The organism is Dactylosporangium sp. NPDC000244 (assembly GCF_040300725.1).
Taxonomy (GTDB): domain Bacteria; phylum Actinomycetota; class Actinomycetes; order Mycobacteriales; family Micromonosporaceae; genus Dactylosporangium.
Genome location: NZ_JBEPEH010000040.1, coordinates 69,359 through 87,697 on the forward strand (window position 1 = coordinate 69,359; position 18,339 = coordinate 87,697).

The 18,339-nt window shown below is 74.1% G+C and carries 19 protein-coding genes; 8 read left to right on the forward strand and 11 right to left on the reverse strand.

Translation table 11 applies throughout. The annotated features are described in order from the left end of the window. Nucleotides 1-29 precede the first annotated feature (29 nt). Both ABT369_RS43925 and ABT369_RS43930 read right to left on the reverse strand, forming a co-directional pair. Nucleotides 30-1,025: an ADP-ribosylglycohydrolase family protein gene (locus ABT369_RS43925; RefSeq protein ID WP_350622057.1), complete on the reverse strand. Its 996-nt coding sequence runs from the start codon at nt 1,023-1,025 to the stop codon at nt 30-32. A 9-nt stretch (nt 1,026-1,034) separates the two neighbouring features. Beyond that, entirely contained in the window at nt 1,035-2,909 is a 1,875-nt protein-coding gene (locus ABT369_RS43930) for a hypothetical protein (RefSeq protein ID WP_350622059.1), read from the reverse strand. Between the two features lie 49 nt (nt 2,910-2,958). Here ABT369_RS43930 and ABT369_RS43935 point away from each other — a divergent pair, with 49 nt between their 5' ends. Then, nucleotides 2,959-4,053, forward strand: a complete 1,095-nt coding sequence (locus ABT369_RS43935) for an acyltransferase family protein (protein WP_350622061.1) — start codon at nt 2,959-2,961, stop codon at nt 4,051-4,053. After that, the gene (locus ABT369_RS43940) at nt 4,050-4,451 is read left to right on the forward strand and encodes a GNAT family N-acetyltransferase (protein WP_350622063.1); all 402 of its coding nucleotides are present in this window, start codon (nt 4,050-4,052) and stop codon (nt 4,449-4,451) included. The genes ABT369_RS43935 and ABT369_RS43940 overlap by 4 nt, the downstream gene beginning before the upstream one ends. Here the strand turns inward: ABT369_RS43940 and ABT369_RS43945 are convergent. The 4 genes from ABT369_RS43945 to ABT369_RS43960 form a co-directional block, all read right to left on the reverse strand. Beyond that, the gene (locus tag ABT369_RS43945; RefSeq protein WP_350622065.1) at nt 4,434-5,000 is read right to left on the reverse strand and encodes a hypothetical protein; all 567 of its coding nucleotides are present in this window, start codon (nt 4,998-5,000) and stop codon (nt 4,434-4,436) included. The genes ABT369_RS43940 and ABT369_RS43945 overlap by 18 nt on opposite strands. After that, nucleotides 5,000-5,230: a hypothetical protein gene (locus tag ABT369_RS43950; protein ID WP_350622067.1), complete on the reverse strand. Its 231-nt coding sequence runs from the start codon at nt 5,228-5,230 to the stop codon at nt 5,000-5,002. The genes ABT369_RS43945 and ABT369_RS43950 overlap by 1 nt, the downstream gene beginning before the upstream one ends. 119 nt (nt 5,231-5,349) lie before the next feature. Next, nucleotides 5,350-5,799: a RidA family protein gene (locus ABT369_RS43955; RefSeq protein WP_350622069.1), complete on the reverse strand. Its 450-nt coding sequence runs from the start codon at nt 5,797-5,799 to the stop codon at nt 5,350-5,352. A gap of 3 nt (nt 5,800-5,802) precedes the next feature. Then, nucleotides 5,803-6,837, reverse strand: coding sequence for an NAD(P)-dependent oxidoreductase (locus ABT369_RS43960; protein ID WP_350622071.1), 1,035 nt, complete (start codon nt 6,835-6,837; stop codon nt 5,803-5,805). Nucleotides 6,838-6,871: 34 nt separating this feature from the next. On the opposite strand from ABT369_RS43960, the gene ABT369_RS43965 reads away from it, so the two are divergent. Next, entirely contained in the window at nt 6,872-8,062 is a 1,191-nt protein-coding gene (locus ABT369_RS43965; RefSeq protein ID WP_350622158.1) for a LysR family transcriptional regulator, read from the forward strand. 93 nt (nt 8,063-8,155) lie between these two features. Here ABT369_RS43965 and ABT369_RS43970 read toward each other — a convergent pair whose 3' ends face one another. Continuing rightward, nucleotides 8,156-9,199, reverse strand: a complete 1,044-nt coding sequence (locus ABT369_RS43970; RefSeq protein ID WP_350622073.1) for a lysylphosphatidylglycerol synthase domain-containing protein — start codon at nt 9,197-9,199, stop codon at nt 8,156-8,158. 67 nt (nt 9,200-9,266) lie between these two features. Here ABT369_RS43970 and lhgD point away from each other — a divergent pair, with 67 nt between their 5' ends. Together lhgD and ABT369_RS43980 are read left to right on the forward strand one after the other, a co-directional pair. Continuing rightward, nucleotides 9,267-10,448 carry an L-2-hydroxyglutarate dehydrogenase gene (lhgD, locus tag ABT369_RS43975; RefSeq protein ID WP_350622075.1) on the forward strand — a complete coding sequence of 394 codons (1,182 nt, stop codon included), beginning with the start codon at nt 9,267-9,269 and terminating at the stop codon, nt 10,446-10,448. A 10-nt stretch (nt 10,449-10,458) separates the two neighbouring features. Then, nucleotides 10,459-11,016: a hypothetical protein gene (locus ABT369_RS43980; protein WP_350622077.1), complete on the forward strand. Its 558-nt coding sequence runs from the start codon at nt 10,459-10,461 to the stop codon at nt 11,014-11,016. Between the two features lie 73 nt (nt 11,017-11,089). Here the strand turns inward: ABT369_RS43980 and ABT369_RS43985 are convergent, their stop codons facing one another. From ABT369_RS43985 to ABT369_RS43995, 3 genes are all read right to left on the reverse strand, one after another. Continuing rightward, nucleotides 11,090-12,028 (reverse strand): hypothetical protein, encoded by a 939-nt coding sequence (locus tag ABT369_RS43985; protein ID WP_350622079.1) that lies wholly within the window; start codon nt 12,026-12,028, stop codon nt 11,090-11,092. A 148-nt stretch (nt 12,029-12,176) separates the two neighbouring features. Beyond that, nucleotides 12,177-12,557 carry a winged helix-turn-helix transcriptional regulator gene (locus tag ABT369_RS43990; RefSeq protein ID WP_350622081.1) on the reverse strand — a complete coding sequence of 127 codons (381 nt, stop codon included), beginning with the start codon at nt 12,555-12,557 and terminating at the stop codon, nt 12,177-12,179. Nucleotides 12,558-12,617: 60 nt separating this feature from the next. Beyond that, entirely contained in the window at nt 12,618-13,295 is a 678-nt protein-coding gene (locus tag ABT369_RS43995) for an iron-dependent transcriptional repressor DtxR (protein WP_350622083.1), read from the reverse strand. Between the two features lie 55 nt (nt 13,296-13,350). Here ABT369_RS43995 and ABT369_RS44000 point away from each other — a divergent pair, with 55 nt between their 5' ends. Both ABT369_RS44000 and ABT369_RS44005 read left to right on the forward strand, forming a co-directional pair. After that, nucleotides 13,351-14,154 carry a sulfurtransferase gene (locus ABT369_RS44000; RefSeq protein WP_502891900.1) on the forward strand — a complete coding sequence of 268 codons (804 nt, stop codon included), beginning with the start codon at nt 13,351-13,353 and terminating at the stop codon, nt 14,152-14,154. Further along, nucleotides 14,151-15,326 (forward strand): acetoin utilization protein AcuC, encoded by a 1,176-nt coding sequence (locus ABT369_RS44005; protein WP_350622085.1) that lies wholly within the window; start codon nt 14,151-14,153, stop codon nt 15,324-15,326. Before ABT369_RS44000 ends, ABT369_RS44005 begins: the two co-directional genes overlap by 4 nt. Here the strand turns inward: ABT369_RS44005 and ABT369_RS44010 are convergent. Then, the gene (locus ABT369_RS44010) at nt 15,323-15,592 is read right to left on the reverse strand and encodes a DivIVA domain-containing protein (protein WP_350622087.1); all 270 of its coding nucleotides are present in this window, start codon (nt 15,590-15,592) and stop codon (nt 15,323-15,325) included. The genes ABT369_RS44005 and ABT369_RS44010 overlap by 4 nt on opposite strands. 38 nt (nt 15,593-15,630) lie before the next feature. Between ABT369_RS44010 and ABT369_RS44015 the strand changes: the two genes are divergently transcribed. Next, nucleotides 15,631-18,243 (forward strand): bifunctional acetate--CoA ligase family protein/GNAT family N-acetyltransferase, encoded by a 2,613-nt coding sequence (locus ABT369_RS44015; protein WP_350622089.1) that lies wholly within the window; start codon nt 15,631-15,633, stop codon nt 18,241-18,243. Nucleotides 18,244-18,339: the final 96 nt, after the last annotated feature.

Below are 18,339 nucleotides of genomic sequence, written 5' to 3' on the forward strand. Positions count from 1 at the left end.
GGTCCGCGCGGACCCGGGCACTGCCGTGTTCAGGACCAGGCGGTCGCGAGGCGGTCGAGGTCGGTGCGGTACTCGATCCGCTCGTACCAGTCCGCGGGGAAGCCCGCCTCGCCGTGGACCGCGCCGGCGAAGGCGCCCGCCAGGCAGGCGATCGAGTCCGAGTCGCCCGAGGAGGCGGCGCCGCGCGCGACCACGTCGACCGGGGAGCCGGGGAAGAGCAGCAGGCAGTACACGGCCGTGGCCAGGGCCTCCTCGGCGATCCAGCCCGCCCCGCCGGCCGTGCACGGGTCGGCGTCCGGGCCGACGAAGCGCACGGCGTCCTCCAGGCCGGTCAGCGCCGCCTTGCACTCGTCCCAGCCGGTCGCGATGAAGGCCTCCGGCGAGCCGGCCGTCGAGCGCCGCCAGAGCTGGTCGCCGAGCCAGTCGCCGCGGTACACCTGCCGCTGCGAGTCACAGCGGGCGCGCAGGGCCGCCGGGAGCTCGGCCACGGCGAGGCCGTCGAGCAGCCAGCGCACCGCGAGGGCGGTCAGCTCGGACGCGGCCAGGCCGGTCGGGTGGCCGTGGGTGAGCGCGGCCTGCAGCTGGGACGCGCCCGCGCGCTCGTCCTCGGACAGGCCCGGCACCAGGCCCACCGGCGTGACGCGCATGTTCGCGCCGCAGCCCTTGGAGCCGGCCACCGTCGCCTCCCACCACGGCTTGCCGCGGGCGAGGTCGGCGCACGCCTGCATGCACGTGTTGCCGGGCGCCCGGTTGTTCTCGGGGCTGCGCGCCCACGCGACGAACAGCCGGTTCAGGTGCGGCTCGAGCCGGTCGGCGCTCAGCGGGCCCTCGGCGAGCGCGAGCTCGAGGGCGTCGCCGACGGCCAGGGCCATCTGGGTGTCGTCGGTGACCAGGGCGCCCGGCGGCAGGTCGCGGGGGCCGCGCGGGCCGAAGGTGGCCACGATGTCCTCGTAGGACCGGAACTCCGTGGGTTTGCCGAGCGCGTCGCCGAACGCGAGACCGAACAGGGAAGCCTTCACTGACATGCGCCGAAGCTATACCCGCACGACCACCACGCGGGCCGCCGGGTGGCGGGCGCACACCGCGCGGGCGCGCTCCTCGGCCGCGTCGGACAGGGCCAGGAGGCGCACCGGGCCCGGCATCGACGCGACCGAGGCGTCGAGGCGGTCCGGGGCGGTCACCGGCAGGTGGTTGTAGATCGCGCCCGCGGTCGCGCCGGACGTGCGCTGGATCGTGGAGAGGAAGAGCGTCATCCGGTACGACTCGTAGCCCGTGTCATCCCCGACGACGAGCACGGGGGCGTCGCCGGGCAGCCGCGCGGACGCGCGCAGGAGCAGCCGGGCCTGGTCCGTGCGGGCCGCGACCGGGCCGGCCAGCCAGGCGCGCCCCCAGGAGCCGCCCGGCTGGGGCTGGTACGGCGTGTCGCCCCGCCCGGCCCCGGTGAGCGCCACGATCGCGACGAGGGCCGGCACCGCCGCCGGCAGCGAGCGGTGGCGCCGGGACACGGCCGGCGGCGGCAGGTGCAGCGCGACCGCGCCCGCGCCCACGAGCAGCAGGGCGAAGACGAGGTAGAGCGCCTTGTTCGCGTAGTACCCGCTGCCGACCCCGAACATCCGCTGCCCGGCCAGCAGCACCCCGGCGAACGCGGCGACGGGGACGAACGCGAGCGCGTAACGCCGCCAGATCCGGCTGTGCCGCCCGCGCCGGGTCAGCAGCCCGGTCGCGACCAGCGCGGCGAGGGCGGTCAGGGCGTCGCGGCTCAGCACCAGGTACCCGATCGTGAACAGCGCGCCGGCCTGGTCGGCGAAGAGCAGCCCGTACGCCATCGGCGCGGCCGCGGCCACCCCGCACAGCGCGGCCAGGGCGAGCGCGACCGGGCGGCGGGCGGCCCGGCGCCAGTGCGTGCCCAGCCAGATCAGCGCGGCCAGCCCGACCGGCGGCAGGTAGAGGTAGTAGGTGAAGCCGACCGCGGTGAGCAGCGCGGCGACGAGCAGCAGCTGGTCGCGCACGCGCGGGAGCGGCCGAACCAGCAGCGCCAGCAGCAGGACGGCCTCGGCCAGGCCCAGCACCTGGCTCGGGTAGCCGAAGCTCAGCAGTTCCAGCATCTCCCCGGCCGCGCAGACGGCGGCGATGAGCGCGGCGAGCGGCAGGCACCGGGCCGGGGTCAGCGCGCCCGCGGCGACCCACTGGGCCGCCCAGAGCAGAGCCAGGGCCAGGAAGGTGTACCCGGCGATCGTGAACCACAGATAGTGGGTCAGCATGGCGGTACCGCTGCCGAAATCGGAGCCCGAGGACCGGACGAACCCGTCGAGCAGCCCGGCCAGCAGGTGCGAGCCCTGCGGATAGTCGATCATGCCGCCGTAGACGTAGCGCCCGGCCCGCGCGTGGTCGGCGAACAGGTAGCCGCCGGTGCGCCGGATCGCGTCGAAGACCGCCGCGTGCCGGCCCAGGTCCTCGCCGTCGAGCATGATCGCCAGGCGCCGGTCGGCCCCCGCGTGCCACACCGGCCACGCCGCGACCAGGCCCACGACGCCGGCCGCGGCGAGCGCGACCGCGTCGGACCAGCGCGGCCGGGGCAGGCTCGGGCGCCGCCCGGACGCGGCGGCGAGCAGGATCAGCGCGGTCGCGGCCGTCCCGCCCACCGCGACCGGGTGCAGCCCCCACGGCCAGACCGAGAACCCCAGCCCGGCCGCGCAGGTGGCGCCGAGCAGCAGGGCGGCCGCGAGCATCAGCCGATCGAGGAGGCTGCGGCCGCCGCGCAGCAGCGACGCCGTCGCGAGCAGCAGCAGGGGCGGCACGACGGCCGCCGCGCGGGCCGCGACGAGGGCCGTGACCAGCAGCCACGCGGCCGCGACCAGGGCGGCGACGCGCAGTTGAACACGCCGGGGGGAGGGGTTCGGCACGTACATGTAACGATTTATCGGGAAACTTCGTGTCTGCCCGGTTCGTTGGTCCAACGTGACGACGCTGCGCGAGCGGTACGACCCCAAGGCCAACGGCCTCGGCCTGCTGCGGCTCACCCTGGCCCTGTCGGTGCTGGTCGCCCACGCCTGGCCGCTCGGCCTCGGCCGCCCCAACCCCGGCCAGGGCCTCACCCGCGGCCAGACCGACCTCGGCACCCTCGCCGTCGACGGGTTCTTCGTGCTCTCCGGGTTCCTCGTCGCCGCGTCCGCGCGCCGGGGCGGGGCGCTGCGCTTCGCATGGCACCGCTTCCTGCGCATCTTCCCGGGCCTGTGGGTGTGCCTGGCCGCGACCGCGCTCGCCGCCGCCGTCACCGGGCACGCGGGCGGCCTCGGCTTCGTCCGCGGCAACGCCTTCGGCGCCGTGCACCAGTGGGGGATCGGCACCCTGTTCCTCGACACCCCCTACGGCCGGCTCGTGCAGGGCAGCGTCGCCAACGGGTCGCTGTGGAGCCTGGTGTACGAGCTGCTGTGCTACACCGGCCTCACCGTGCTCATCGCCGCCGGGCTGCCGCGCCGCGCCCCGTGGGCCGTCCCGGCGCTCGCCGCCGTCGCCTACCTCGTCATCGTCGTCGACGCGTGGCGGAACCCGACGACGCCGCAGTACCGCGGCGGGCTCGGCCCGTTCCCGCTGTGGGGCTACGTCGACCTGCAGCTCGCCTGCTACCTGGGGTTCCTGTTCCTGCTCGGCGCCTCCGCGCAGCTGTACGCGCACCGCGTCCCGCTGACGTGGCCGATCGCCGCCGCGGCCGGCCTCGTGCTGGTGGCGAGCCTCGTCTACGGGGGCTTCTTCGTCGCCGGGTACCCGGCGTTCGCCTACCTGATGCTCTACGCCGCGTGTGCCGTCCCGCCCCGGCTGCACACGATCGGCCGGGAGCACGACTACTCGTACGGCATCTACATCTACGCGTTCCCGGTCCAGCAGGCCGTCGCGCACCTCGGCGGCGCGGCCTGGGGGCTGGTGCCATACGTGGCGCTGTGCGTGCCCGCGGTGCTCCTCGTGGCCGCCGGCTCCTGGCACCTGGTCGAGCGGCCCGCCCTGGCCCTCAAGCACCGCGCGTTCCCGGCGCGGCACCTAACCTTGGCCCGGTGACGCTGACCTTCTCCTGGCGGGGCGCCTTCACCTCGGCCGAGGTGTCCGCCCTGCACGCCCACTGCTTCTCGGCGCCGGGCGAGGCCGACTGGTGGGCCCGGGTCCAGGCCCACAGCCTCGGCTGGGTCGTCGCCCGCGACGGGACCGCGCTCGCGGGCTTCGTGAACGTCGCGTGGGACGGCGGCGAGCACGCCTTCATCCTCGACACGATGGTCGCCGCGCCCTACCGCCGCACGGGCGCCGGGACGCGACTGGTGGCCCTGGCCGCCGAGGAGGCCAGGGCCACCGGATGCCGCTGGCTCCACGTCGACTTCGAACCCCACCTCGCGAAGTTCTACCTGGAGTCCTGCGGCTTCACCCCGACGCCGGCCGGGGTCGTCTCACTGGTGCTTCCGTAGCGCCTTCAGGTCCTTGTGCGCGGTCTTGGCGGCCTCGCGGACCGGGGCCACCGCGGCCTTGATCGCGTCGCCGTCCGGCCCCGGCCGGATCGCCAGCAGCGCGTCGGCCTTCCCCGCGAGCGACTTCTGCACGGCGTCGGAGCCCGGCGTCCTGCCCGCCACCGCGAGCTCGGTGTCGATGGCGGCCGTCAGGCGCACCTTCGGCCCGGTGAGAATGAAGACGCGGTAGTCGTACACCATGCTCTGCGCGTCGGCCTTGACCCCGGCGGCCGTCGTCTCGCCCTGGACCTTGGTCTTGAGCGCGGTCAGGCCGCCGCGCTGGTCGGCGACGAGCTTGGTGAGCGTGTCCTTGTGCGCGGCGGTGAGCTTCCCGGCACCGGCGATCGTGCCGTCGAGCTGCTTGAGCGCGTCGAGCCGCTTGTCGATCCGCGCCGCGATCGCCTGCTTCGCCTGATCGAGGGTGGGGGCCGCGGCCGCGGGTGCGGCGAGCGCGAGCGTGGCCCCGGCGGCGACGGCCGAGGCGAGCAGGGTCTTGACGATCCGGTGCATCAGTCCTCATCCTCCGGAGCCTGGGCGTCCTTGCTGAGCTGCTGCCCGACCTGGTCGAGCAGCCGGTCCACGTCCTCGTCGCCGTTGCCCGGGGCCTGCTGCCCGGCCGGCGCCGTGGTCGCGGTCGTCGCCGGCGGGGGCGCGGTCGCGGGCTGGTGCGTGCGGCCCCTGCCGCAGCCGCCCAGGAACAGCAGCCCCGCCGCCAGCGCGATGGCGAGCGTTCGTCTCATGACGGACATGGTGCGGGCCGCGGGTAAGCGAAACCCGCGGCCCGATGTAAGCGTTTCGTCAGCGGCGTGCGGCCGCGGTGATTGTGAGCGTTTCGTCAGCGGCGTGGGGCCGCGGTGATCTAGGCGTTTTGCCGGCGGCGCACGGCCGCGGTGATCTGGGCGTTTTGCCGGCTGCGCACGGCCGCGGTGACCTCCACCTCGAGGAGCGCGCCCGGCCGGAACAGCCTCGACACCTCGACCGTGGTGCTGGCCGGGGGCGTGCCGGGGAACAGCTCGCGCCGCACGGTCCCGTACGCCGGCAGCATCCCCAGATCGGTCACGAACGTCCGGATGTGCGCGACGTCGGCGAACCCGGCGCCGTGCGCCTCGAGGATGCCGAGGACGACGCGGAAGATGTGCCGCGCCTGGGCCGCCATGTCCTCCTCCCCGACGAGCACCCCATCGTCGTCGACCGCGATCTGCCCGGCGAGGAACAGCAGCGTTGCGTCGCCGGTGTCGACGCGCGCGACGTGCGAGTAGGGCCCGGCGGGCGGCGTCACACCCGCGGGGCTGTCCAGCATCATGACCATGGTTCACGCCTCTCTGACAAGAACGGAAAGATCCGCATCCGGTACCGCCCGAGCCCCGCCCCGTTCCCGGGCGGCCTCGGCGAGCTTCAGCCGCGCGCCCTCCACGACGGGCACGTCCGTCTGCGCGCCCTCCACGACGGGCACGTCCGTCTGCGCGTCCTCCGCGACGGGCACCTCCGTCTGTGCGCCCTCCACGACGGGCACCTCCGTCTGTGCGCCCGCGTGGTGCCGTGTGGCATTCGCGACGGGGACGTTCGTCTGCGCGTCCGCGCGGGGCCGCGTGGCGGCGATGGCCAGGCCGAGGTCCTTGGCGGCCAGCGCGACCGGGAAATGCGCGGCCCGGGCCGGCGCTCCGGCGCGTTCGACGGCGGCCCCGAGCGGCCCGCCGCGCAGCAGCTCGAGCGCGTCCGCGCGGGCGAGCCCGGCCGCCCCGGCGATCGTGAGCACGTCGGCGAGCGCCGCGACCGCGGTGATCATGGCCGCGTTGAGCACCACCTTGGCCGCCGCGCCCGCGCCGAGGGGGCCGCGGTGCTGGACGGTGCCCAGCGCGTCGAGCACCGGCCGCACCCGCGCCACGTCCGCCGCGTCCCCGCCCGCGAGGATGCGCAACGTCCCCGCGGCCGCGGCCCCGACGCTGCCGCCGATCGGCGCGTCCACGAGCGCGACACCGGCGGGAAGGAGGGCCGCGACCGCGCGTACCGAATCCGGTCCGATCGTCGACATCTCCACGACCACCGTCCCGCGCCCGAGCGGCACGCGCCCGAGCACGTCGAGGACCGCCGCCCCGTCGGTGAGCATGGTGATCACGACCCCGGCATCGGCCACGGCCGCCGCGAGATCGCCGGCGACGGCGACGCCCGGAAGCGTCCCGCGGGGCGTGCGATTCCAGCCGGTGACGCTCCACCCGGCGCCGGCGAGCCGCACGGCGATCGCGGCCCCCATCCGCCCGAGCCCGAGCACGGCGACGTTCAGGTTCATGGGCCCGACACTATGGATCTCTCTCATATGCCACCAGCGAATGTCTGGCATCGCGGCCATGCGCTGTGAGAATGTCTGGTTCGTGCAGACCGAGATGCTCGAGGTGTTCCGCGAGGTCGCGCGGCAGCGATCGATCACCGGGGCGGCGGCGACGCTGCGGTACACGCAGTCGGCGGTGTCGCGGCAGATGGCCGCGCTGGAGGCCGAGTTCGGGGCGCGGCTGTTCGACCGGCTCCCGCGCGGGGTGGAGCTGACGGCGGAGGGGCGGTGCCTGCTGGAGCACGCGTCGGCGGTGCTCGACCGCCTGGGCGCGGCCCGCCGCGAGGTCCGGGCGGTCCGCGACGCCGAGACGGGCCGCCTGCGCGTGGGCGCCTTCGCGACGGCCGACGCGGCGGTCGTGCCACGGGCCATGGCGCGGTTGCGCTCGTCCCACCCGAACGTGGAGGTCTCGCTGGTGGAGGGCGTCACGGCTCGGCTGCTGTCGGCGCTGCTGGTGGGGGACGCGGACGTGGTGCTGGTGAACGCCGGCGCGGATCGGCCGTTCGCGGACGAGCGGTTTCGGCTGCATCATCTGGTGGACGAGCCGTTGTTGCTGGGTGTCGGGGGCTCGCATTGGCTGGCTGGTGGTCGCGGGGGAGTCGTACCCGGTCCGACATCCTGGCGGATGTCGGATATGTCGCCGCCGGTACCTGATTTCGGGCGGTTGCCGACAGGCGTGTCTCGGCCGGGCGCCGCCGCTTCGCCGGTCGAATCCGGTAACGGCCCGGCCGGCGAGGGCCTCGCCGCGACGGGGGACAGGCCTGCCGCTACCGGGGAGGGGATTGCCGTGGCAGGTGGAGGGCTTGCCGCGACATCCGTGCGGATGTCGGAAATGTCGCCGGGGGATGGCGAAATCGGGCGGCGGGTCGTTCGGCTACGGGAGGTGGCCGGCGAGGCGTGGGTCGCCGGGTCGGCGCGGGCGGAGGAGACGCTGCTCGGGGCGAGTGCGCGGCTCGGGTTCCGGCCGCGGATCGAGTTCGTGGTGCAGGAGTGGACGGCGAAGTTCGGGTTCGTGGCGGCCGGGCTCGGGGTGACGCTCGTGCCGGGGCTCGCCGCCCGGACCGCGCCGGCCGATGTCGTGCTCCTGCCGCTCGATCCCGCCGAGGTGCCGCCGCGAACCGTAATGGCGGCGACGTTGGCGGGGCGCACGGTGCCGCCGGTCGTCGAGGCGTTCCTCGAGACCCTGCGGGACGAGGTGGCGGCCGCGCTGCGGGACATTCCCCGGGCAGAGGTGCGATCGCGCTGACGGGTTGCGGAACGTGCCGGGTGTGCGAGTCGCGGGTTGAGCACCGCCCGGCCTGGCGAGCGCGCGGCCGGGAAGTCGTGGCGCGGGAGGCGGTCAGGCCTCCTCGGCCGGTGCCGGCTCCGGGAGCGGGGACGGGGTGTGGCGGATGCGCCGCAGGCCCACCGCGGCCGAGACCCCCGCCGCCGCCACGTCCGCGAGGGTGAACAGCAGGCGGGAGACGAGCGTGAGGGCCCATGCCGTCGGCCACGGTACGCCCAGGCCGGCCAGGGCGATCGCCATCAGGAACTCGCGGGCGCCGAGGCCCGACGGGGCGACGATCACGAAGGTGCTGATGCTCATGGCCAGGGCCATGGCGAAGACGGAGCCGACCAGGCCGTGCACGCCGGGGAGGTGGGCGCGGACCAGGAACCAGATGTGCACGCCCGCGGCCAGGTAGCCCACGGCGCACCAGGCGCTGCTCACCAGGACCGCGCGCCAGGTGATCGGGCGGTCCAGGGCCGGGCGGCGCAGGATGCGCATGGCGCGGCCGACCAGGTACGTCAGCAGCGGCGGGTAACAGCACACCAGGCCGAACGGGAGCAGGATCACCGCGCACCAGACGGCCACGGCGGCGAAGGTCTGGTGCTTCGTCGCGTCGGCGCCGTCGAAGGCCACGCCGAAGCCGGGGGCGGTCAGCACCAGGCCGACCGTCACGCCCAGGCCGGTGACCACGGCCGAGCCGATGAAGACCTTCGCGCGCGAGACGCCGACGCGGCGGCCGAGTTCCATCTGGACCACGTACGCCCACACGGTGCCCGGCAGATACTTGCCCAGAGCGCCGATGAGCTGGATGGGCGCGGCGTCGCGGATGCGCAGGGGGTGGTCGAGACTGCCGACCATCGAGCGCCAGGCCATCATCGTGGCCCACAGGCACGCCACGGCGGCGGCCAGGGACGCGGCCAGCGACGGCCACGACAGGCTCCGGAACGTCGCCGAGACCGAGGACCACTGCTGGACCGTTGTGGCGACGATGAAGTACGCGATCGCGAGCGCCGCGAGGATGCGTACCACCAGAATCACGCGGGCGCGCCACGGGCGGGCCGGTTTCGCGGGAGCCGCCGGGGCCTGCGTGCCGTCGTCCATTGCCACCCCACTCACGGTCGGTCACGCTAGCACGCCATCTGAGACCCCTAAGATGGCGCGATCCGAGGTGAAGGAGTCTGCCGTGCGGTACGTCGTCATCGGAGGAGGCATCGTCGGACTGGCGACCGCCCATCGGCTGGTCCAGGACCGGCCCGACGCCCGGGTGACCGTGGTGGAGAAGGAGCCGGGCTGGGGTGCCCACCAGACCGGGCACAACTCCGGGGTGATCCACGCCGGGGTGTACTACAAGCCCGGTAGCCTCAAGGCCACGCTCTGCAAGGCCGGCAGCGCCTCGATGGTCGAGTTCTGCGCCGAGCACGGGATCGCCCACAAGGTCACCGGCAAGCTCATCGTCGCGACCGGGGCGGACGAGCTGCCGCGGTTACGGGCGCTGTACGAGCGGGCCCTGGCCAACGGGCTCCCGGTGCGCATGGTGAGCCAGGGGGAGGCGCGGGAGTACGAGCCGGAAGTCGCCTGCGTCGAGGGCATCCACGTGGCCTCGACGGGGATCGCCGACTACAAGGCCGTGTGCGTGAAGCTCGCCGAGCTCGCCGAGACGGCGGGCGCGACGCTGCGGCTCAACACCGCCGTGGTCGGCATCCGGGCCAACGGTCGCGAGGTCGTGGTACGCACGACGACCGGCGACATCACCGCCGACGTGCTCGTGAACTGCGCGGGCCTGCACGCCGACCGGGTCGCCCGGATGGCCGGGATCAGCCCGCCGGCGCGCATCATCCCGTTCCGCGGGGAGTACTACGAACTGCGTCCCGACCGCCGCCATCTCGTCAACGGCCTCATCTATCCGGTGCCGGACCCGCAGTTCCCGTTTCTGGGAGTACACCTGACGAAAATGGTCGACGGGAGCGTGCACGCGGGACCGAACGCGGTGCTGGCGATGGCCCGCGAGGGCTACACGTGGGGGCGGATCCGGCCCCGGGACGTGGCCGACGCCGCCACCTATCGCGGGTTGTGGGCGCTGGGGCGCAAGCATCTGCGGTACGGCCTCACCGAGGTCCGCCGCTCCCTGTCCAAGCGGCGCTTCGCCGAGAGCCTGGCCCGGCTCGTGCCTGCGGTGACCGCGGCGGACCTGGTGCCGGCCGAGGCCGGGGTCCGCGCCCAGGCGATCACGCCGGCCGGCGACCTGGTCGACGACTTCCTCATCGTGACCGAGGGGCGGCAGGTGCACGTGCTCAACGCCCCGTCCCCGGCGGCGACGAGCTCGCTGGAGATCGCCAAGTACATCACCGCGCGTCTGCCGGTATAGGGTGCCCGCTGTGCGAAGGGTGCTGATGGCCGTCGTTGCCCTCTCCGCCACGTTTGTCGCCGGGTGCGACGACGCCGGCGCGAGTCCGGCCGCCCCGCCTTCGACCGCCCCGGCGGCGGCCGCGGGCGGCGCGTGCCAGCTGCTGGACTTCGGCATGGTGAACGCGAAGCTCGGCCTGAACCTGAGCGTGGCCGCGGGCGCGTCGATGGACAACTCGTTCAGCTGCGTGCTGCAGACGGCGGCCGGCAGCTATCCGGACCTGGTGCTGTCGGTGACCACGACGACCATCGCGGCCGACGTGTTCAGCTCCAGCATCGCGCCCAAGGGCGCGCAGGCGGTGGAGGGGCTGGGGCTGGTCGGGTACCAGCGGCCGACGCCCGCCGCGGAGAACGCCGGCCCCGGCACGGAGAAGGCCGGCCCCGGCGTGGAGGTGGGCTGGCTGGCCGGCAACAAGCGGATCATCAAGCTGTCGCTGCGGCTGGCTCCCGAGGCCGGGGACGACAAGGCCGCGGAGGAGATGCCCAAGATGGTTGAGCTGGCAAAACTCATCGACCTGAGCAGTCTGTGACGCTGATTTCACTGTGAGTTCGCGGTTTTTCGGTGCATGCTAGCGTTGAATTGAGCTGAACGGCCGACGCCGGTCAGCGGTGTGCCCGACGGAATTGCTCCTCCGGATCGCCGAAGTATCGCCACGGCCAGATCGCCGGACGGTCGCCCCCGAGCTCGAGGTGCGTGCGCAGGCGCTCGGGTTCGCCGGCCTGGTGGTAGAGGGCCGCGAATGCCTGGTGCGCGCTCATCGTCCACGGGTGCGTGGCGAAGTCGTCGTAGCCGGCGACGAGGCGGTCGGCGGCGGCGTCGGTCTCGCGGCGGACCTTGGTGTCGGCGAAGTACCGCCAGGCGCGCCAGAATCGGCCGACGACGTTGCCGCGCAGCATCCCGTCGACGTAGCCCTCGATGTGCGCAAGGGCAACGAGCGCGTGCAGCGGGTGACCGTCGGGGCGCTCGGCGCTTCGGGTCTGGGCGAAGGCGATAACCTTGTCCTGGCTGCCGTACCAGCGCCGGGTGAGGCCGGTCAGGTGCCGGGTGTGGGCCGCGTAGAGGTCGGACTGCAGCACGCACGCCCGCTTGAACGCGTCGGCCACCTCGGTCCTGTGTAGCGGGGCGCAGACGACGGCGCCGGCGAGCTCGCTCCACGGCACCGGGTCCTCCCGCGAGAGCGCGGCGGCCTGGCGGAGCGCGGTTCTGGCCTCGGCCACGAGGACCTGCTGCTCCTGGATCAGGCGGTCGGTCGCCCGCGGGCCGGTGTGGTTGTCCTCGCGGGCGGCCCAGGCGGCGGCGGAGAGCGCGGCGCCGAGGAGGAGCCAGCGTTCCGGGCGATACGCCTGCTGCGCCGCCAACTCGCGGAGCCGGTCCAGGCGCTGGGTGCCGGCGGCGCCGAGGATCGCCACGACGTGTTCGCGGTGGGCCGGGTCGTCGGTGTCGGCGATCAGTTCCAGGGCCGGGGTCGGGTCGGCGTCGTCTGCCAGGGCCCAGTGGGCCTTCTCTAGGGGTTCGTCGAAGAAGGCCTGATCGAATGCCACGTGCTCAGGTTAGGTGCGGGAATATCGGACTTGTGGGCTTGAGTGCGGATATCACCCGAGACTGAGGGATTAGCCCGCTTTGGGCGATATGTAAAGGTCGAAGTCGACGGGTTTGGGCGTGATGTCGCTATGTGCGCATGGTGAAAGATTAGAGCGCGCGCTCGTCGTAGCGGGCCCTCGACGCCGCTACGTCGGCTCGGTGGCGTTCGGCCCATGTCGTCAACGCTGACAGGGCGGCCTGGAGCTCCAGGGCCATCGGGGTCAGTGAATACTCCACCCGTGGCGGCACCGTCGGGTAGCTCGTGCGCAGGACCAGGCCGTCGCGTTCCAGGTTGCGCAGGGTCAGGGTCAGCATGCGCCGGCTGATGCCGGGAATCGTCCGCTCCAGGGCCGAGAAGCGGATCGGGCCGGGAGCCGCCGCCACCAGGATCGACACGCTCCACTTGGAGCCGACCCGGTCCAGCACGTCCTCGACGGAGCAGGGGCCGCACTCGGGGGAGGAGAAGGGCGGTGGTGGGTGTTGCGACATGCGCGGTCCCACCACCCCTCCGAAGAACCGAAGAAGAACCGAAACGGAACAGGACCGGGGTCAGGCCGCCGCGACGAAGACTCGCGACGCCACCTCGCGCGGCAGGCGGATGCGCTCGCCCTCGCGGTCGATGGACACGCCGTCGCGCTCCTGGGCGACGGTGACCGTCGCGCCCGGGTCGATGCCCGCGGTGTGCAGCTGGCGCAGCACGTCGGCGTCCGTCTGGACCGACTCGCAGATGCGGCTCACGACCACGGAGCCGGCCAGGCCGGGGAAGGCCAGGTTGCGCTCCGGGTCGGCGTGCTCGCCGGGGGCCTCGCCCCGCAGGCCGTCCAGGCCGGGGATCGGGTTGCCGTAGGGCGAGCGCGTCGGCCGGCCGAGGAGCTCGTAGACCCGCTGCTCGACGGCGTCGCTCATCACGTGCTCCCAGCGGCACGCCTCCTCGTGGGCCTCCTCGTAGGGCAGGCCGATCACGTTGACGAGCAGCAGCTCGGCGAGGCGGTGCTTGCGCATGACGGCGACCGCGTGCTCGCGGCCCTGGTCGGTGAGTGCCAGGTGGCGGTCGCCCTCGACGATGAGCAGGCCGTCACGCTCCATGCGGGCGACCGTCTGGCTCACGGTCGGGCCGCTCTGGTGCAGCCGCTCCGCGATGCGCGCACGCTTGGGGACGACACCCTCCTCTTCGAGCTCGAGGATCGTCTTCAAATACATCTCGGTGGTGTCGACTAGGTCGTTCACTGCCGTTGCCCTCCCGGTACGCGATGGTACTCGCTGCGTACGACAAGATTGGAGCGTGACAGCCAACCGGGCGATCTTGAACGTCGCCGCTCTCGCCGAGCTGGTGCGGTCCGCCCAACCGCCGACTCTTCTCGATGTGCGCTGGACCCTCGCGAAGGACGGCCGGGCCGCCTATGCGGCCGGTCATCTGCCTGGCGCGGTCTTCGTCGATCTCGACGAGGACCTCTGTGGGCCGCCGGGCGCCGGTGGGCGCCATCCGCTGCCCGATCCCGCCGCGCTGGAGGCCGCGCTGCGGAGACTTGGGGTCCGCGCCGAGCACCCGGTGGTGGTGTACGACGCAGGCGGGAGCAATCCTACCGGTGCCGCGGCGCGCGCCTGGTGGACGCTGCGCTGGGCGGGCATCGATGACGTGCGGGTGCTCGACGGCGGTTACGCGGCGTGGGTCAGATCCGGACTCCCCGTGACGACCGAGGTGCTGGAACCGGACGAAGGCGACGTAACGGTGACAGCCGGAGGGATGACGGTCTGGACCGAGGCCGAGGCGAGCGATCCGCGTAACACTTTGCTGGATGCCCGGGTCGAACAGCGGTATCGCGGCGAGGTCGAGCCGGTGGATCCGGTCGCCGGGCACATCCCCGGCGCGATCAACCTGCCGGCCGCGCGGACCGTCGACGAGGACGGGCTCCTGAAGGCCGTCGCCGCGCCGGCCGGGGCGGGCGCCTACTGCGGCTCCGGGGTCACGGCGGCGCAGCTGGTCCTCGCGCTGCACGAGCAGCACCAGGAGGCGCCGCTCTACGTGGGATCCTGGAGCCACTGGATCACCGATCCCGAGCGCCCCATCGCGAAGGAGAACCCATGAACACGCTGGTCGTGTGGGATGAGCGGCTCCTGCGGTACAACATGGGCGATCATCCCCTCGACCCCGTCCGGGTCGAGCTGACCATGGACCTCGCCCGCCGCCTCGGCGTCCTCGACCGCCCCGGCGTCGTGCTCGAGCGGGCGGAGCCGGCCACCGACGCCATGCTCGCCACCGTGCACGACCCCGACTACATCGCGGTGGTGAAGGCGGCCTCGACGGGCCGGCGGATCAATCTCATGGGCCTCGGTACCACCGACAACCCCACCTTCGCCGGCATGCACGACGCGAGCGCCCTGATCACGGGCGCGACCCGGCGCGCGGCCGAGGCGGTGTGGACCGGCGAGGCCGAGCGCGCGGTCAGCGTCTCCGGCGGCCTGCACCACGCGATGCCGGACCGGGCCGCGGGCTTCTGCGTCTACAACGACCCCGCCGTCGCGATCAAGCGGGTGCTCGAGCTCGGGGCGGAGCGGGTGGCGTACGTCGACATCGACGTCCACCACGGCGACGGCGTGCAGGAGGTGTTCTGGAACGACCCCCGCGTGCTCACCGTCAGCCTCCACGAGTCGCCGCGCACGCTGTTCCCCGGCACCGGCTTCCCCGACGAGACCGGCGGCCCCGACGCGCCCGGCTCCGCCGTGAACGTCGCGCTGCCGCCCGGCACCGGCGACAGCGAGTGGCTGCGGGCCTTCCACGCCGTCGTGCCCGGGGTGCTGCGCGCGTTCCAGCCGCAGCTGCTCTTCACGCAGTGCGGCGCGGACACGTACCGCCACGACCCCCTCGCCAACCTCCGGCTCACCGTGGACGGGCAGCGGGCGGCGTACCTCGCGCTGCGCGACCTCGCCGCGGAGGTCGCCGGCGGCCGGTGGGTCGCGAGCGGGGGCGGCGGCTACGCGCTGGTCGAGTGCGTGCCCCGGGCCTGGACGCACCTGCTCGCGGTGATGACCGGCGAGGCCCTCGAACCGGCGCTGGAGCTGCCCGCGGCGTGGCGCGAGCTCGCCGCGCAGCGCCGACCCGGCCATCCGCTGCCGGAGACGATGACCGACGGCGGCGTCACGAGCTACGAGCCGTGGGTGCCGGGCGAGTCGCCGGACGCGGTCGACCGCACGATCATGGCGACCCGGCGCACGGTGTACCCCTTCTTCGGCCTCGATCCGCACGACCCTCGTGACTAGTGGCGGACCGCGGCCTCGAGCCGGGTCAGGCGTTGCTTGATGCGGTCCAGCTCGGCGAGCATCTCCGTCTCGGCGGCGGCGGAGGTGCCGTAGGACGTGTCCGGCGACGCGCTCGCCCGCAGCGTGGCGAGCTCGTCCTGCAGCGCGATCAGCGTCTGCGCGACCACGTCGAGGAACTGGTCGACCTCGTCCTCGTCGTAGCCACGCTTGCCGAACGGCGCTTTGGCGAACCGCAGCGCCTGCACGTCCGCCGGGGTCAGCATCATGGCAGACACGGTAACCCAGACGGGTGGAAACTATGCGGGTGAACGACGTTTCGGCCACGCGGGCCGCGGATGTGCTGCTCTCGGACGGGACCACCGTCCACTTGCGACCGATCCGGCCCGACGACGCGGAGCGGATCGTGGCGCTGCACTCGCGGTTCTCGGAGCGGACGCGATACCTGCGGTACTTCTCGGCGTACCCGCGCATCCCGCAGCGCGATCTGGACCGGTTCGTCAACGTCGACCATCACGACCGCGAGGCGTTCGTGGTCGAGCACTCGGGCGAATTGATCGCGGTGGGCCGGTACGACCGCCTCGGCACCGGCTCCCACCAGGCCGAGGTCGCCTTCGTGGTCGAGGACGCGCACCAGGGCCGGGGCATCGGCTCGGTGCTCATCGAGCACCTCGTCGCCGCGGCCGGCACCGAGGGCATCACCGAGTTCGAGGCCGACGTGCTGCCGGTGAACCAGGCGATGCTGCGCGTGTTCATGGCGGCCGGCTTCCACATCGAGCGCGAGTTCGCCGACGGCGTCGTGCACCTGTGGTTCCCGATCAAGGCGACCCCCGACTCCCTGCGCGTGCAGCAGGCCCGCGAGCAGCGCGCCGAGGCCCGCTCGATCGCCCGGCTGCTCAACCCGCGCGCGGTCGCGGTCTACGGCGCGCGCTCGGGCGGCTCGGGCATCGGCGCGGCCCTCCTGGCCCACCTCAAGGGCGCCGGCTTCGCCGGAGAGCTGGTGCCGGTTCACCCGTCCGCGACGGTCGTCGGGGGCCTTCCCGCAAAACCGAGCCTCATCGGTACCGCCAATGCCGACCTCGCCGTCATCGCCGTACCCGTGGAGTCCGTGCCCGACGTGGTGGCCGACTGCGCCGCGGCCGGGGTGCACGGCCTGGTCATCGTCTCGGCCGGCTTCGCCGAGGCCGGCCCGGCCGGGGCGCGGGCCCAGGCCGCCCTGCTGCGGGCGGTGCGCGACCACGGGATGCGCCTGGTCGGGCCCAACTGCCTCGGGGTGGCGAACACCGATCCGGGGGTACGGCTCAATGCCACGCTCGCCCCCCTGCTGCCCCGCGCCGGGCGGGTCGGCTTCTTCAGCCAGTCCGCGGCGCTGGGCACGGCGCTGCTGGCCGAGGCCGACCGGCGCGGGCTGGGCCTGTCGACGTTCATCTCGGCCGGCAACCGGGCCGACGTGTCCGGCAACGACGCGTTGCAGTACTGGCGCGAGGACCCGCACACCGACGCCGTCCTGCTCTACCTGGAGACCTTCGGCAACCCGCGCAAGTTCGCCCGCATCGCCCGCGAGCTGGCCCGCCGCAAGCCGGTCGTGGCGGTGGCGAGCCCGGTGCGCCCGCCGGCCCTCGACGCGGTGACCGTCGGCCCCGACGCCCGCGGGGTGGCCGCGCTCTTCGCGAGCTCCGGCGTCATCCGCGTCGACACCGTCGGCGAGCTGTTCGACGTGGGCCTGCTCATCGCGGCGCGCCCGCTGCCGACCGGCGACCGCGTCGCCGTGGTCACCAACGCGGCCGCGCTCGGCGTGCTCACGGTCGCGAAGGCGCCGGCCGCGGGGCTGCGCATCGCCGAGGGGTACCCGCGCGACCTCGGCCCCGCCGTGAGCGACGTCGACTTCGTGCGGGCCGTGCACGCCGCCCTCGACGACGAGCGGGTGGACGCCGTCGTGGCCGCGTACGCCCCGGCGCTCGCCGAGCGCGACCAGCTCGGCGTGGCCGAGCTCCTGCGCGTGTCGACGGCCGGCGCGCCGCGCCCGCTCGCCGTGGTCATGCCGGCCGACCCGTCGTTCACGGTCGCGCCCGCGTACAGCGACGAGGACCCGCCCGCCCTGCCGATGTTCCCGGCGATCGAGGAGGCGGTGCGCGCCCTGGGCCGGGTCGCCCGCTACGCCGCGTGGCGCCGCGAGCCGATCGGCACGCTGCCCGACCTGCCCGGCGTCGACTCCGCGCGGGGCACCGACGTCGCGACCGCCCTCGCGCTGCGTGCCGCCGGCGACCGGGGCGAGGCCGACGAGCTGCTGGCCGCCTACGGCATCCCGGTCGTGCCGAGCCGCTGGGCCTCCGGCGAGCGGGTGCCCGACGTCGCGGTCGCGGTGGGCCTGCCGGTCGCCCTCAAGGTGGCGACGAAGCCGTGGCGGCACCGGATCGACCTGGGGGCGGTACGGCTGAATCTCACCTCCCCGGCCGCCGTCGCGGAGGCCTATGCCGAGCTCGAACGCCTCTTCGGCCGCGGGGTGGAGGTCGTCGTCCAGCCGATGGTCGCCCCCGGCGTCGCGTGCGTCGTGGAGGTCGTCGACGACCCGTCGTTCGGCCCGGTCGTCGGCTTCGGCCTCGGCGGCGAGGCGGCCGACCTGCTCGGCGACCGCGCGTGGCGCCCGGTCCCGCTGACCGACCGCGACGCGGCCGCCCTGGTCCGGGCCCCGCGGGCGGCGCCGCTGCTGACCGGCTACCGCGGCGCGGACCCGGTGGACCTGGACGCGCTGGCCGACCTGCTGGTGCGGGTCGGGCGCCTCGTGGACGAGCAGCCGGCCCTGTCGTCGCTGACCCTGAACCCGGTCCTGGCGCGCCCGTCGGGCCTGGCGGTGCTGCACGCGAGCGCCGAGTTCGCGCCGCACCAGCCCCGCCCCGACAGCGGCCCGCGCCGCCTCTGACCGCTCCCGCGCGGCCCGTCCTCAGCGGCGATGGCGCATGCCGGTGCCGGCCCCGGTGACCACGACGGCGTACGCGACAGGGCCGCCCCGGAGATC

Bases quoted from the DNA above. Each gene is read 5' to 3' on its own strand.
- ABT369_RS43925 (WP_350622057.1), bottom strand. From the start codon at position 1,025: ATGTCAGTGAAGGCTTCCCTGTTCGGTCTCGCGTTCGGCGACGCGCTC.
- ABT369_RS43930 (WP_350622059.1), bottom strand. From the start codon at position 2,909: ATGTACGTGCCGAACCCCTCCCCCCGGCGTGTTCAACTGCGCGTCGCC.
- ABT369_RS43945 (WP_350622065.1), bottom strand. From the start codon at position 5,000: ATGCACCGGATCGTCAAGACCCTGCTCGCCTCGGCCGTCGCCGCCGGG.
- ABT369_RS43950 (WP_350622067.1), bottom strand. From the start codon at position 5,230: ATGAGACGAACGCTCGCCATCGCGCTGGCGGCGGGGCTGCTGTTCCTG.
- ABT369_RS43955 (WP_350622069.1), bottom strand. From the start codon at position 5,799: ATGGTCATGATGCTGGACAGCCCCGCGGGTGTGACGCCGCCCGCCGGG.
- ABT369_RS43960 (WP_350622071.1), bottom strand. From the start codon at position 6,837: ATGGCCGCGATGCCAGACATTCGCTGGTGGCATATGAGAGAGATCCAT.
- ABT369_RS43965 (WP_350622158.1), top strand. From the start codon at position 6,872: ATGCTCGAGGTGTTCCGCGAGGTCGCGCGGCAGCGATCGATCACCGGG.
- ABT369_RS43990 (WP_350622081.1), bottom strand. From the start codon at position 12,557: ATGTCGCAACACCCACCACCGCCCTTCTCCTCCCCCGAGTGCGGCCCC.
- ABT369_RS44005 (WP_350622085.1), top strand. From the start codon at position 14,151: ATGAACACGCTGGTCGTGTGGGATGAGCGGCTCCTGCGGTACAACATG.
- ABT369_RS44010 (WP_350622087.1), bottom strand. From the start codon at position 15,592: ATGATGCTGACCCCGGCGGACGTGCAGGCGCTGCGGTTCGCCAAAGCG.